We start from the raw sequence: 14,458 nt of genomic DNA, 5'->3' as shown, positions 1-14,458 counted from the left end.
GCAGGGCCTACCGTTGACATGGACCAGCCTGCGGGAACACGGCGGGTGACGGTCGAGTTCCGGTGAGGAGACCACCACGACCAGCCCCGCACGGCCGGGGCACCGACCAGCGGAAGCGAGCGCACGATGAGGCACGCCGGAGGGCAGCTGCGCCTCGGCGTCGTGGGCGCCGGACGCGTCGGCGCGGTGCTGGCGGCGGCTTGGCGGCAGGCGGGCGCCGAGGTGGTGGCGGTCTCCGGCGAGTCCGACGCCTCACGGCACAGGGCCGCGACGCTGCTGCCCGGAGTGCCGGTGGTGAAGCCGAGCGCGGTCGCGCGGGCCTGCGACGTGCTGGTGCTGGCGGTGCCCGACGACATGCTCGGCAACGTCGCGCGCCAGCTCGCCGGTGCCGGGGCGCTGACGCGGGAGCCGGGGGAGGCGCAGCCGACGGTGGTGCACCTGTCGGGTCGACACGGCCTGGGGGTGCTCGACCCGGCGGCGGAGGTCGGCGCGGCACGTCTCGCGCTGCACCCCGCCATGACGTTCACGGGCACCGTGCGCGACCTGTCGCGACTGCCGCGATGCGCGTACGCCATGACCTCGGACGGCCCGGAGACCGCAGCCCTGGGGACACGTCTGGTCTCGGCGGTCGACGGCTCGGTCGTCGAGGTCGTCGAGGAGCACCGCGCGCTCTACCACGCGGCGCTCGCCCACGGCGCGAACCACCTGGTCACCCTGGTGGCCCAGGCGAGGGAGATGCTGGCGGCCGCGGGGGCCGACGACCCGTCCGCGACACTGCGGCCCCTGCTCGAGGCCGCCCTCGGCAACGCGCTGGAGGTCGGGGACTCCGCGCTGACCGGCCCGATCGTGCGCGGTGACGTCGAGACCGTCCGCGCCCACGTGCTCGACCTGCTCGCGCACCAGCCGCTCGCGGTGCCGTCCTACGTCGCGCTCGCCCGCGACACGGCGTCGCGTGCCACCCTCGACGGGCGGCTGGTCCCGGTGCGCGCCGCCGCCGTCGAGCGCGTGCTGGCCCTCGCCGAGGACGGCCGTACGGACCTGCTGCGCCTCGGCGCCGCCCTCAAGTCCGCGGAGCAGGGCTCATGAGCGCCGACGTGCTCCGCCGTCCCGGCGTCGCCACGACACGGGAGGAGCTGGCGCAGACCGTCGCCACCGCCCGGGCCGGGGGCGCCACGGTGGCGCTGGTCCCGACGATGGGAGCCCTCCACGAGGGACATCTGGCGTTGGTCGACGCCGCCCGCGACCGCGTGGGCGAGCACGGCTTCGTCGTCGTGTCCGTGTTCGTCAACCCGCTGCAGTTCGGTCCCGGAGAGGACCTCGACGCCTACCCGCGCACCCTCGAGGCGGATGTCGACGCGTGTGCGGAGCATGGCGTGGACCTGGTCTGGACGCCTTCCGAGCAGGACGTCTACCCCGACCCTGCAGCCGGCATCGCGGTGGAGCCCGGCCCGCTCGGCGCCGAGCTCGAGGGCGCCGTCCGGCCCACCCACTTCCGCGGTGTGCTCACCGTGGTCGCCACCCTGCTGGGCGTCGTCGGTCCGGACGTGCTCGTCATGGGCGAGAAGGACTACCAGCAGCTCGTGCTCGTCCGCAGCATGGTGCGGAACCTGGCCCTGGACGTCGAGGTGGTCGGGGTGGCCACCGACCGCGAGCACGACGGCCTCGCGAGGTCCTCGCGCAACCGCTACCTCGACGGGGCCCAGCGCGACCTCGCCGCCGCGTTGCCGCGGGCCCTCGCCGCCGGCGCCGCTGCGGCGGAGCGTGGCGGTGCCGCGGTCGTCGCGGAGGCGCACGAGGCCCTCGACGTGGCGGGAGTGTCCGTCGACTACGTGGCGCTGCGTACGCCCGACCTGCGCGCCGACGCCGGCCACGACGCCGCCGGGGGCGAGGCGCGGCTGCTCGTCGCTGCGCGGGTGGGCGCCACCCGTCTCATCGACAACCGTGTCGTGCAGCTGCCCGCGGCGCCGGCGCCGACGTCCGGCGCGCGCCCCACCCGAGACCAGCCACAGGACCAGGAGAACCCGTGCTTCGCACCCTGATGAACGGCAAGATCCACCGAGCCACCGTCACCCAGGCAGACCTGCACTACGTCGGCTCGGTGACGGTCGACGAGGACCTGCTCGACGCAGCCGACATCCTGCCGGGCGAGCTGGTGCACATCGTCGACATCACCAACGGCGCCAGGCTGGAGACGTACACGATCGCGGGCGACCGCGGCTCCGGCGTGCTCGGCATCAACGGGGCCGCGGCCCACCTGGTGCACCCGGGTGACCTCGTCATCCTCATCGCCTACGCCCAGCTCGAGGACGCCGAGGCGCGTACGCACACCCCGCACGTCGTCTTCGTCGATGCCGACAACCGCATCGTCGACGTCGGCGAGGACGCGGCGCACGCCGTCGAGGGCTCCGGTCTGGCCCGCGGGGACTCGCTCGTCACGGGCGCGGCGGCCGACCTGGACGCCGAGCAGCGCGCCACCGTGCTCGCCGCGGGCAGCCGCTAGTCTCCGGGCGTGTCCCCTCCCCGTCGGCTGCTCGCGCCCGAGCCCGGCTGGACCTCCTTCACCGACGTCGTCGTCGTCGGGTCCGGCGTCGCCGGGCTCACGGCCGCGCTGCGCATCGACGCCCTGCTGGCCCGGACGGCCGGCCCGGACGGCGTACGCCCCTCGGTCACGGTCGTGACCAAGGACGACCTCTCGGCGGGGTCGACGACGTGGGCGCAGGGCGGCATCGCCGCGGCGCTGGGCCCCGGGGACAGTCCTCAGGAGCACCTGGACGACACGCTCGAGGCCGGCGCGGGGCTGTGCGACGTGGCGGCCGTCCGCGCCCTGGTCACCGAGGGTCCGGACCGGGTCCGTGAGCTCGTGGCGCTGGGCACCCGCTTCGACCAGTCGCCGGTCGGCGAGCTGCTGCTGACCCGGGAGGGTGGGCACCACCGCGACCGCATCGCCCACGCCGGCGGCGACGCGACGGGCCGCGAGATCCAGCGAGCACTCGTCGCGGCGGTGCGGGCGGCCCCGACCATCGAGGTCGTCGAGCACGCGCTCGCCGTCGACCTGCTGCTCGCCGACGGCTCGGGCGGCGTGCCGGCGGTGGCCGGCGTGACCCTGCACGTGATGGGTGAGGGGCAGCGCGACGGTGTCGGCGCCCTGCACTGTCGTGCCGTCGTGCTCGCCTCGGGGGGTCTCGGCCAGCTGTTCGCCGCGACGACGAACCCGCCGGTCGCCACCGGCGACGGCACCGCGTTGGCCTACCGGGCGGGCGCGACGATCCGAGACCTGGAGTTCGTGCAGTTCCACCCCACCGTCATGTGGCTCGGCGAGGACTCCCGCGGTCAGCAGCCCCTGATCTCGGAGGCCGTGCGTGGCGAGGGCGCGGTGCTGCTGGACCACGAGGGTCGCCGGGTCACCGAGGGTGTCCACCCGATGGGCGACCTGGCACCCCGCGACGTCGTGGCGAAGGCGATCAACCGGCGCATGCGGGAGACGGGGCAGCCCCACGTCTGGCTCGACGCGACCGCGTTCGGGGCACGGCGTTGGGAGGAGCGGTTCCCGACCATCCTGACCTCGGCGCGGTCCCACGGTGTCGACCCGGTGACCGACCTGATCCCGGTGGTGCCGGCCTGCCACTACGCCTCGGGCGGGGTCGCCACCGACCTCGACGGTCAGACCGACGTGCCGGGTCTCTTCGCGTGCGGCGAGGTCGCCTGCTCCGGCGTGCACGGCGCGAACCGGCTGGCGTCGAACTCGCTGCTCGAGGGGCTGGTCTTCGGCCACCGCATCGCCTCGCGCCTGGCCGCGGACCTGCCGCCGCGGCGTACGCCCGGGCCTGACCCGAGGGTGGCGGGTCTGGCGCACCGCGACCGCCTCGGCGAGGTGCAGCAGACCATGACCGCGTACGCCGGAGTGCTGCGCTCGGCCGCCGGCCTGCACCGGGCTCGGGCGGACCTCGCGGCGATGTGGGACTCCGGTGACGCCGCCCCCGGCACGCGTCACTGGGAGACCTCGAACCTGGTGACCGTCGGCCAGCTGCTGGTGGACGCGGCGCTCCGGCGCGAGGAGACCCGGGGCTCGCACTGGCGCGAGGACTTCCCGGAGGCCGACGACGCGTCCTGGTGCTGCCACGTCGACGCCCGGGCGGGCGCGGACGGTCCGCAGCAGAGTCTGAGCCCGCTGGGGCCCACCGACGAGGAGGTCCGATGAGCAGCGCGCCGCGGGAGCTCGCGAGGTCGCCGCTCGGCGACGTGCCCCCCGGGCTGGTCGCCGAGCTCGAGGGAATGGGACTCGACGCCGCCGAGGTGCACGCGGTGGTCGGCAGGGCGTACGCCGAGGACTGTCCGACCGAGGACGTCACCTCCTGGCCGACGCTGCCGCTGGGCGACGCCGCCGGCGACCTCGTGGCCCGGGCCGACGGTGTCGTCGCGGGTCTGGCCGTGGCCGAGCTCGCCTTCCGGTACGCGCTCGGCCCCGCCGTGACGGTCGAGCGTGGCGCCCGCGACGGCGACCGCGTACGCCGCGGGCAGGTGTTGCTGACCGCCACCGGCGACGTCGGCCTGCTGCTGACCGCCGAGCGCACCGCGCTGAACCTGCTGTGCCACCTCTCCGGGGTCGCGACCGCGACCGCGGCGTGGGAGGAGGCCATGGCCGGCACCGGGTGCCGGGTGCGTGACACCCGCAAGACCACGCCGGGGCTGCGGCACCTGGAGAAGTACGCCGTCCGCGCCGGTGGCGGTCTCAACCACCGCACGTCGCTCTCGGACCAGGGACTGGTCAAGGACAACCACGTGCTCGCCTGCGGCGGCGTCGTGCCGGCGTACGAGGCCGTGGTGACCGCCCACCCCGGGCTGCCGGTGCAGGTGGAGGTGACCACGCTGGAACAGCTCGAGGAGCTGCTCGAGGTCGGGGCCCCCGACATCCTGCTCGACAACATGTCGCTGGAGCAGATGACCGAGGCCGTCACGCGTACGGACGGTCGAGCTCGACTCGAGGCCTCGGGCGGGCTGACGCTCGAGCGGGCCGTCGCCGTCGCGCGGACCGGTGTGGACACCATCGCCGTGGGCGCGCTCACGCACTCGGCACCGGTGTTGGACGTCGCGATGGACCTGCGCCCGGGGAGCTGAGGAGCCGGGCGCCAGCCGGGCGTCCCGAAACCGCCGATACGCTGACCCGTCGTGACCGACGCACCCGAGCCGACAGACGCCGCCGCCGACGGGCCCTCCGAGGAGGCCGTCGCCGCCGCGCGTGAGATCTCCGAGCAGCAGCAGGTGCGCCGCGACAAGCGCGAGCGCCTGCTCGAGTCCGGGGTCGACCCGTACCCGGCCGAGATCGCCCGCACCCACACGCTGGCGGACCTGCGTGCCACCTACGACGGCCCGGACGGTCCCGCGCTGGACCCCGACACCCGCACGGGGCAGACCGTGAGCGTCGTCGGCCGGGTCGTGCACCTGCGCAACACGGGCAAGCTCTGCTTCGTGCGTCTGCGCGAGGGCGCGGGGGCGGAGCTGCAGGCGATGCTGTCGCTGGCCGAGGTCGGCGAGGAGCGGCTCGCGGCCTTCAAGAGCGACGTCGACCTCGGTGACCTGCTCGCGGTGACCGGTGAGGTCATCACCTCGCGCCGCGGTGAGCTGTCGGTCGCCGCCACCGAGTGGACCCTGGCGGCGAAGACCCTGAGGCCGCTGCCGAACGAGCACCGACCGCTCTCGGACGAGGCCCGCATCCGGCTGCGCTACGTCGACATGATGCTGCGTCCCGAGCCGAGGGAGATGGTGCGGACGAAGGCGACCGTGCTGCGCAGCCTGCGCGAGACCCTGCACGGGGAGGACTACGTCGAGGTCGAGACGCCGATCCTCCAGCTCACCAACGGCGGCGCGGCGGCGCGGCCCTTCCGTACGCACCTCAACGCACTCGACCAGCCGATGCTGCTGCGCATCGCGCTCGAGCTGGACCTCAAGCGCGCCATGATCGGCGGCGTCGAGAAGGTGTACGAGATCGGTCGCACCTTCCGCAACGAGGGCCTGGACTCCACGCACGCGGCGGAGTTCTCGATGCTCGAGGCCTACCAGGCCTACGGCGACCAGTTCACGATGATGGAGCTGACCCGGCAGCTGGTGCTCGACGCTGCCCGTGCAGTGGGCCGCACGGTCGTGCCGGGCCGCGACGGCTCCGAGATCGACCTGGAGCAGCCGTGGCGACGGGCCGCGATCCACGATCTCGTCTCCGAGGCACTGAACGAGGAGGTCACGGCGCAGACACCGGTCGAGGTGCTGCGTCGCCACGCCGATGCCCGCGACGTCGAGCTGCAGCCCTCCTGGGGTGCCGCCGAGGTGCTGGTGGAGCTGTACGAGCAGCTGTGCGAGGACGACCTGATCCAGCCGACGTTCGTCATGGACTACCCCGCCGAGGTCAAGCCGCTGGCGAAGTCGCACCGCGAGAAGGTCGGCATCAACGAGGCGTGGGACCTGATCATCAACGGCGTGGAGCTGGCCCCGGCCTACACCGAGCTCAACGACCCGGTGGTGCAGCGGGAACGCCTGGAGGCGCAGGCGCTGCTGGCCGCGGCGGGCGACCCCGAGGCGATGGAGGTCGACGAGGTGTTCCTGCGCGCGATGGAGCACGGCATGCCGCCCGCGGGTGGCATGGGTCTGGGGGTGGACCGGCTCGTCATGCTGCTCACCGGAGCCGGCATCAGGGAGACGATCCTTTTCCCGCTGTTGCGCCCGGAATGACCGGCGACTGAATTCCTGCGGTCTCCGTCACGCGTTTGCGGTGATTCGAGTTTCACCGTGGTGCGAAATCGTGCATGATATTCACGGGCATCGCCAACGGGTGATTATCACCCACCCGTCCGGCCTGATCTCGGGCCCGAGCACCCGATGCAACAGATGCGCGACGAGAAATCGCGAAAGAAAGGCGCCGCAGTCATGGCACAGAAGGTGAACATCGTCCTGGTCGACGACCTCGACCAGTCCGAGGCCGATGAGACCGTGAAGTTCGGTCTCGACGGCACCGACTACGAGATGGACCTGACCACCGAGCACGCCGAGGAGCTCCGCGAGAAGCTCGCGCCGTACGTGGCGCACGCCCGCAAGGCCGAGGGCGGACGGCGCCGTTCCGCGCGCTCGTCCTCCACCGCGGCGAGCTCCGGCCCCAGTGCCAAGGAGATCCGTGAGTGGGCGCGGGAGAACGGCTGGGAGGTCCCGGAGCGCGGCCGGGTCGCCGCCGACGTGCGCGAGGCGTACGACGCGGCTCACTGAGCCACGGACAGTCGTCCTCGCGAGAGCGCATCCCGGCGACGGGGTGCGCTCTCGCTGCGTCAGGACCTGGGCCGGGCGTCCGTTCGCCGAGAGCAGACAGCTCCGTCGCCGGGAACACGTACGCTGGCGAGCAGGTTGGGAAAAGCGTAGGAGACGCTCACGACGCACCAGACCACGGGCGGCACGAGCGAGACGCGACGAGGAGAGATGCACTGATGTTCGAGCGGTTCACCGATCGTGCACGCCGGGTGGTCGTGCTGGCCCAGGAAGAGGCCCGCATGCTCTCCCACAACTACATCGGGACCGAGCACATCCTGCTCGGTCTCATCCACGAGGGCGAGGGCGTCGCCGCCAAGGCCCTGGAGAGCCTCGGCATCTCGCTCGAGGCCGTGCGCGCGCAGGTCGAGGAGATCATCGGCCAGGGCCAGCAGGCCCCCAGCGGGCACATCCCCTTCACCCCCCGCGCCAAGAAGGTGCTGGAGCTGAGCCTGCGCGAGGCGCTGCAGCTCGGCCACAACTACATCGGCACCGAGCACATCCTGCTCGGCCTGATCCGCGAGGGCGAGGGCGTCGCCGCCCAGGTGCTCGTGAAGCTGGGCGCCGACCTGAACTCCGTGCGCCAGCAGGTCATCCAGCTGCTGAGCGGATTCCAGGGCAAGGAGACCGCCGCGACCGGCGCGTCCTCCCGCGAGGAGGGCACCCCGTCGAGCTCGCTGGTGCTCGACCAGTTCGGTCGCAACCTCACCCAGGCCGCACGCGAGGGCAAGCTCGACCCCGTCATCGGACGCTCGACGGAGATCGAGCGCGTGATGCAGGTGCTGAGCCGGCGCACGAAGAACAACCCCGTCCTCATCGGCGAGCCGGGCGTCGGCAAGACGACCGTCGTCGAGGGCCTGGCCCAGGACATCGTCAAGGGCGAGGTCCCCGAGACGCTGAAGGACAAGCACATCTACACCCTCGACCTGGGTGCGCTGGTCGCGGGCTCGCGCTACCGCGGTGACTTCGAGGAGCGCCTGAAGAAGGTGCTCAAGGAGATCAAGAGCCGCGGCGACATCGTGCTGTTCATCGACGAGATCCACACGCTCGTCGGCGCCGGTGCGGCGGAGGGCGCCATCGACGCGGCCTCGATCCTGAAGCCCATGCTGGCCCGCGGTGAGCTGCAGACCATCGGCGCCACCACGCTGGACGAGTACCGCAAGCACCTGGAGAAGGACGCCGCGCTCGAGCGCCGCTTCCAGCCGATCCAGGTCAACGAGCCCTCGATCGCCCACACGATCGAGATGCTCAAGGGCCTGCGGGACCGCTACGAGGCGCACCACCGCGTGACGATCACCGACGAGGCCCTCGTGAGCGCCGCGACGCTCGCCGACCGCTACATCTCCGACAGGTTCCTGCCCGACAAGGCGATCGACCTGATCGACGAGGCCGGTTCCCGCCTGCGCATCCGCCGCATGACGGCTCCGCCGGACCTGCGCGAGTTCGACGACAAGATCGCCGAGGTGCGCAAGGAGAAGGAGGCCGCGATCGACGGTCAGGACTTCGAGGCCGCCGCCTCGCTGCGTGACCGCGAGAAGCAGCTGATCCTGGCCAAGGCCGAGCGCGAGAAGCAGTGGAAGGCCGGCGACATGGACGTCGTCGCCGAGGTCGACGAGGAGCTGATCGCCGAGGTGCTGGCGATCGCCACGGGCATCCCGATCGTGAAGCTGAGCGAGGAGGAGTCCACCCGTCTGCTCAAGATGGAGGACGAGCTCCACAAGCGCGTCATCGGTCAGGACGAGGCCGTGCGTGCCCTGTCGCGGGCGATCCGGCGTACGCGTGCGGGTCTGAAGGACCCCAAGCGCCCCGGTGGGTCGTTCATCTTCGCCGGGCCCTCGGGTGTCGGCAAGACGTGGTTGTCCAAGACGCTCGCCGAATTCCTCTTCGGCGACGAGGACTCGCTGATCCAGCTCGACATGAGCGAATTCTCCGAGAAGCACACGGTGTCGCGACTCTTCGGTTCGCCCCCCGGCTACGTCGGTTACGAAGAGGGCGGTCAGCTCACCGAGAAGGTGCGGCGCAAGCCGTTCTCCGTCGTCCTCTTCGACGAGGTGGAGAAAGCGCACCCCGACATCTTCAACTCGCTGCTGCAGATCCTGGAGGAAGGTCGCCTGACCGACTCCCAGGGCCGGTTGGTGGACTTCAAGAACACCGTCATCATCATGACCACCAACCTCGGCACGCGTGACATCGCCAAGGGCGTGAGCCTGGGCTTCAACCAGTCCGGTGACGCCGAGGGGTCCTACGACCGCATGAAGGCGAAGGTCTCCGAGGAGCTGAAGGTGCACTTCCGGCCCGAGTTCCTGAACCGCGTCGACGAGATCATCGTGTTCCCGCCGCTGAGCCGGGAGCAGATCGTCACCATGGTCGACAACATGATCGCTGCGGTCGAGGAGCGGCTGAAGGACCGCGACATGTCGATCGAGCTCACGCAGCCGGCCAAGGATCTGCTCGCGGCCCGCGGGTTCGACCCGGTGCTGGGGGCGCGGCCGTTGCGTCGCACGGTGCAGCGCGAGATCGAGGACGTGCTGGCCGAGAAGATGCTCTTCGGCGAGGTCGGCCCCGGTCAGATCGTGCTGGTCGACGTCGAGGGCGAGGGCCCCGAGGCGACCTTCACCTTCGCGGGCAACGCCAAGAGCGAGGTGCCCGACGTGGCACCGGTCGAGATCGCAGGCACGGCGGGCGGCGAGGGTTCCTCCGAGGAGGCCTGACCACCCGCACCCGGGTCACCGACGGGGCGCTCACCGCATCGCGGTGGGCGCCCCGTCGTCGTTCAGGGGAGTGCGTACGCCTCGCCGACGCGGACGACGAGACCGTCGGCGACCAGGGTGTCCAGGCAGCGTTCGCGCTGGCCCGTGCTGGGCCAGACGGTCTCGAGCCGCGAGGCGGGCACCGGCCCTGAGGCCTCACGGAGCACCGCGAGCAACCGGCCCCGGCACTGCCGGTCGGTGCCGTCGTAGTCCTGCGTACGCCTGGCGGGTCCGGTGTACGCGGGCTTGCCGGCCGCCCGCCAGACGCAGAGCTCCCGCACGGGGCACACCGCGCAGCGTGGCTCCCGTGCGGTGCAGACGAGGGCGCCGAGCTCCATCGTCGCCACGGCCCAGGTCGCCGAGACCTGGTCGCCGAGCGCGGCGGCGGGCAGGTAGGCGGTCGCGCGGTCGCGTTCGGCGCGGTTCACCGAGGGGCGCGGGAGGGCCTCGCCGCCGACGGCACGGGCCAGCACCCGTCGTACGTTCGTGTCGAGCACGACGTGACGGCGCCCGAAGGCGAAGGAGGCGACGGCCGCGGCGGTGTAGTCCCCGACGCCCGGCAGGGCGATCAGCTCCTCGTACGAGGCCGGCACCTCGCCCCCGTGCCGCTCGACGAGCGCGGCCGCCGCCGCATGCAGCCGCAACGCCCGTCGCGGGTAGCCCAGCCGGCCCCAGGCGCGGACCGCCTCGCCCGCCGGCTCGGCGGCCAGGTCCGCCGGTGCCGGCCACCGGGCGAGCCACGCGGTGTGCACCGGCAGCACCCGGGACACCGGTGTCTGCTGCAGCATCAGCTCCGAGACGAGGACCGACCACGCAGAGGCGTCCTGCCCCCGCCAGGGCAGCTCCCGGGCGTGCTGGGCGTACCAGGCCAGGATCGGTTCGTGCAGGTCCTCGGGCTGTGGGGGCTCGGGAGGCACGACGGAGGTCACCTGCCGAGCATCCCAGCCGCGCGCGGCGGCACCGGCTGCGGTCCTGCCGGTGCGCCTGACCCGCTGTGCGGCTCGTGGCACCTAGCGTTGGTGCGTGAGTTCGCTGACCAGCCCCCGAGGACGCCTTCCCTCCCGCGTCTACTGGGTACGCCGCGGTGTCGCGTTCGTCGTGGTGGCACTCGTCTCGGCGCTCGTGGTGCTGGGACTGACCGCCCTGCTCGGCACCGACAGCGGTGGCCCGGTCGCGGCGCGGCAGGTGGCAGGAGAGCCCACTGGTGGACCCCAGGGCCCCGGAGCCGCCCCCACGGCGACACCTGCCCCCTCACCAGGTGCGACGTCCAGCGCAACGACGGCGCCGCAGACCAGGAAGGAACGCCGCGAGGCACGCCGAGCCGCCCGGCGCGAGGCCGCCCAGGCCGAGGCGGCCGCTGCCCTGCCCCCGACGCCGCAGGGTGCGTGCGAGCCGCGTGCCGTTCGCATCAGCTCGCGGGTTCAGGACGCGTTCGCGGCCACCGACATCGAGGTCCCGCTCGACGTGGTGACCCTTGGCGCGGAGCCGTGCTCGTGGACCTTCTCCGCCTCGACGGTCGCCCTGGACATCACCTCCGGCGACGACCGCGTGTGGACCTCCGTCCAGTGCCCCGGCCAGCTGCCCGAGGAGGAGCTCGTGCTCGTGCCCGGCCGCACCTCCCAGGTGACCTTCACGTGGAACAGCCGCCGCAGCGACGTCGACTGCTCCCGCGCGGCCGACTTCGCCTACCCCGGCTGGTACCACGTGCTCGTGGCAGCAGAGGGCGGGGAGCCCTGGGACCAGCAGTTCGAGCTCACCCTCGCCCCGGCGACGGTCGAGACCAAGACGCTGCAGCCGAAGCCGCGGCGGGACGCCGAGGAGTCCTCACAGGCCGAGGCGCAGACCCAGGGCGACCCGGAGGGGCGTACGGAGTCCTCCGGTCGCGCCGGCGACTGAGGGCCCGACTCAGTAGCGGTCGAGGATGCTGCTCTCGGCCAGGCGCGAGAGGCCCTCACGCACCGACCGGGCGCGCTGCTCGCCGACGCCGTCGACGCCCAGCAGCTGCTCGGTGCTCGCGGTGAGCAGGTCCTGCAGCGTGCCGAACTGCTCGACCAGCCGGCTGACCACGGCGGCGGGCAGGCGAGGCACCCGGGCGAGCAGACGGTAGCCGCGCGCCGAGAGCGGGTGGTCGAGGCGGGAGGCGTCACCGATGCCGAGCGCCCGGGCCACGGCGCCGACGTCGACGAGGTCGCTGGCCGCGAGGGACTCCAGGGACTCCAGGGTCTCCGTGGGCTCGACAGGCGCGTCGTCGGGCCGGTAGTCGCGCACCACGAGGGCACGCTCCTCCATGACCCCGCTGACGAGCTCGTCGAGCTGCAGCGACAGCAGACGGCCGTCGGTGCCGAGCTCGCGTACGTGGTTCTCCACCTCGCGGGCGATGCGCGTGACCATCTCCTGCCGCTGGGCCACGACGGCGACGTCGCGCACGGTCACGAGGTCCTCGATCTCCAGGGCGGAGAGACCGGCGGTGACCTCGTCGAGCCGGGTGCGGTAGCGCTCGAGCGTCGCGACGGCCTGGTTGGCGCGGGCGAGCACCTGCTCACTGCCCTCGACGACGTGACGCCGGCCCTCGACGTACACGGCGATGAGCTGCATGGACTGCGACACGGTCACCACGGGGAAGCCGGTCTGCTGGGCGACGCGGTCGGCGGTGCGGTGCCGTGTGCCGGTCTCGCTCGAGCCGATGCGCTGGTCGGGCATCAGGTGGGTCGCGGCCCGCACGATGCGCCCCTCAGCCGGGGCGAGGACGATCGCGCCGTCCATCTTGGCCAGCTCGCGCAGCGCCGTGGGTGTGAAGGGCACGTCGATCTCGAACCCGCCGGTCGACAGGTCGTCCACGACCTCGTCGTGCCCGAGGACGATCAGGGCGCCGGTGCGCCCGCGCAGGATCCGCTCGAGGCCGTCACGGAGGCTCGTGCCCGGCGCGATGCGTGCGAGCACGTCGGCGAGCGTGTCGTCGGCCGGCACACGCGTCTCCTCTCCGCTGGACCGGCGTCAGTCTAGGAGTTCTCGCGGCGGGGGAGCACTCGCAACGCCTCGCCGAGCGAGGCGGCCTCGACGAGGCGCACGCGGTGCGCGCCGCCCCCGCCGCGGGTCGGGCGCTGCTCGGTGCCCGGCGGGACGATCACGGTGCCGTAGCCCAACCGTGCTGCCTCGGCGACCCGGGAGGTCATTCCGGGCACGGGACGCACCTCACCGGAGAGCGTGACCTCGCCGATCGCCGCGACGTCCGCCGGCAGCGGCCTGTCGGTGATCGCGGAAGCGAGCGCGAGGCACACCGCGAGGTCGGAACCGGGGTCGCGCAGCTTGATGCCGCCGACGGTGGCCGCGAAGAGGTCGCTCTCCTTCAGCGGCAACCGCCCGTGGCGCTCGGTGACGGCGGTGAGCATCGCGACGCGGGCGGAGTCCAGACCGGAGACCGCTCGACGCGGGGACGGCAGGGACGAGGGGACCACCAGGCACTGCACCTCGGCCAGCAGGGGACGACGTCCCTCGACGGTGACCGTCACGCACGTGCCCGGGACGGGGGCGTCGCGCTGGCCACGGAAGAGCGCCGAGGGGTCGGGGATCTCGCGCAGGCCGTCGTCGGCCTGCTCGAAGCAGGCGACCTCGTCGGCGGGGCCGTAGCGGTTCTTCACCGCTCGAAGCAGACGCAACGCCGTGTGGGGGTCGCCCTCCATCGACAGCGTGGTGTCGACCGTGTGCTCCAGCGCGCGGGGACCGGCGACGGTCGACTCCTTGGTGACCTGACCGACCAGGCAGGTGGGCAGCCCCCGCTGCTTGGCGTTGCGCACCAGCACCTGGGCGACCTCCATCACCTGCGCGACGCCGCCGGCGCGCCCCTCCACCTCGGGGCTCGCGATCGTCTGCACCGAGTCGACGATCAGCAGCGCCAGGTCGTCGGCGTGGGTCTCGACGTGCCCGAGCACCGCACCGAGATCGGTGTCGTCGGAGACCAGCAGCCGCTCGTGCAGCGCCCCCACGCGTCGGGCGCGCACGGCGATCTGGTGCACCGACTCCTCGCCCGAGCAGTAGAGGACCGTGCGCCCCGAGGCTCGTGCCACGGCGTCGGCGACCATCAGCAGCAACGTCGACTTGCCGGCACCGGGCTCGCCCGCGAGCAGCAGCACCTGGCCGGGGACGAGACCGCCGCCGAGGACCCGGTCGAACTCACCGACCCCGGTCGGCAGCCGCCGAGGGGACCCGCTGGCGTCGACGTCGGCGACCGCCCGCGCCGCCCGGGCCGGGCGGGTGCCGGCGAGCGCGGTGCGCGTGCCCGCGGCCTTGGCGGTGCCCCCGGCCGGAGCGAGCTCGACGACCGTGCCGAACTCCTTGCACCGGTTGCAGCGCCCGACCCATCGGGGGGCGTGGGCACCGCAGGCCTCGCAGGCGTACGTCGTGTGGGTCTTGGCCATGTGCCGACG

Annotated in this window: 12 protein-coding genes; 9 read left to right on the top strand and 3 right to left on the bottom strand. The window is 72.9% G+C overall.

What is annotated here, in order from left to right:
- Window positions 1–126 precede the first annotated feature (126 nt).
- The 8 genes from KLP28_05220 to KLP28_05185 all read left to right on the top strand — a co-directional run bounded on the left by KLP28_05220 (window position 127) and on the right by KLP28_05185 (window position 9,995).
- Complete coding sequence (locus KLP28_05220; protein ID QWC86118.1) at window positions 127–1,086, top strand: DUF2520 domain-containing protein; 960 nt, start codon at window positions 127–129, stop codon at window positions 1,084–1,086.
- On the top strand, window positions 1,083–2,039 hold the full coding sequence (panC, locus tag KLP28_05215; GenBank protein ID QWC86117.1) for a pantoate--beta-alanine ligase: 957 nt from the start codon (window positions 1,083–1,085) through the stop codon (window positions 2,037–2,039). The genes KLP28_05220 and panC overlap by 4 nt, the downstream gene beginning before the upstream one ends.
- Window positions 2,024–2,500: an aspartate 1-decarboxylase gene (locus KLP28_05210; protein QWC86116.1), complete on the top strand. Its 477-nt coding sequence runs from the start codon at window positions 2,024–2,026 to the stop codon at window positions 2,498–2,500. Before panC ends, KLP28_05210 begins: the two co-directional genes overlap by 16 nt.
- A gap of 9 nt (window positions 2,501–2,509) precedes the next feature.
- On the top strand, window positions 2,510–4,198 hold the full coding sequence (locus KLP28_05205; GenBank protein ID QWC86115.1) for an L-aspartate oxidase: 1,689 nt from the start codon (window positions 2,510–2,512) through the stop codon (window positions 4,196–4,198).
- Window positions 4,195–5,115 (top strand): carboxylating nicotinate-nucleotide diphosphorylase, encoded by a 921-nt coding sequence (nadC, locus tag KLP28_05200; GenBank protein QWC86114.1) that lies wholly within the window; start codon window positions 4,195–4,197, stop codon window positions 5,113–5,115. The genes KLP28_05205 and nadC overlap by 4 nt, the downstream gene beginning before the upstream one ends.
- A 51-nt stretch (window positions 5,116–5,166) precedes the next feature.
- A complete protein-coding gene (lysS, locus tag KLP28_05195; GenBank protein QWC86113.1) occupies window positions 5,167–6,720 on the top strand; it encodes a lysine--tRNA ligase in 1,554 nt (517 codons plus the stop codon).
- Window positions 6,721–6,915: 195 nt separating this feature from the next.
- Window positions 6,916–7,248 (top strand): Lsr2 family protein, encoded by a 333-nt coding sequence (locus KLP28_05190; GenBank protein QWC86112.1) that lies wholly within the window; start codon window positions 6,916–6,918, stop codon window positions 7,246–7,248.
- A gap of 215 nt (window positions 7,249–7,463) precedes the next feature.
- A complete protein-coding gene (locus tag KLP28_05185; protein QWC86111.1) occupies window positions 7,464–9,995 on the top strand; it encodes an ATP-dependent Clp protease ATP-binding subunit in 2,532 nt (843 codons plus the stop codon).
- 62 nt (window positions 9,996–10,057) lie between these two features.
- Here the strand turns inward: KLP28_05185 and KLP28_05180 are convergent, their stop codons facing one another.
- The gene (locus KLP28_05180) at window positions 10,058–10,921 is read right to left on the bottom strand and encodes an A/G-specific adenine glycosylase (GenBank protein QWC86817.1); all 864 of its coding nucleotides are present in this window, start codon (window positions 10,919–10,921) and stop codon (window positions 10,058–10,060) included.
- A 136-nt stretch (window positions 10,922–11,057) separates the two neighbouring features.
- Here KLP28_05180 and KLP28_05175 point away from each other — a divergent pair, with 136 nt between their 5' ends.
- On the top strand, window positions 11,058–11,930 hold the full coding sequence (locus tag KLP28_05175) for a hypothetical protein (GenBank protein ID QWC86110.1): 873 nt from the start codon (window positions 11,058–11,060) through the stop codon (window positions 11,928–11,930).
- Between the two features lie 9 nt (window positions 11,931–11,939).
- On the opposite strand, the gene disA is transcribed toward KLP28_05175, so the two are convergent.
- On the bottom strand, window positions 11,940–13,001 hold the full coding sequence (disA, locus tag KLP28_05170) for a DNA integrity scanning diadenylate cyclase DisA (protein ID QWC86109.1): 1,062 nt from the start codon (window positions 12,999–13,001) through the stop codon (window positions 11,940–11,942).
- Window positions 13,002–13,033: 32 nt separating this feature from the next.
- Window positions 13,034–14,449, bottom strand: coding sequence for a DNA repair protein RadA (gene radA, locus KLP28_05165; protein ID QWC86108.1), 1,416 nt, complete (start codon window positions 14,447–14,449; stop codon window positions 13,034–13,036).
- Between the last annotated feature and the right edge of the window lie 9 nt (window positions 14,450–14,458).

It is taken from the genome of Nocardioidaceae bacterium, assembly GCA_018672315.1.
GTDB lineage: Bacteria > Actinomycetota > Actinomycetes > Propionibacteriales > Nocardioidaceae > TYQ2.
The sequence above is the reverse complement of the archived record's forward strand: the minus strand, read 5'-3'. Positions and strand labels throughout refer to the sequence as shown.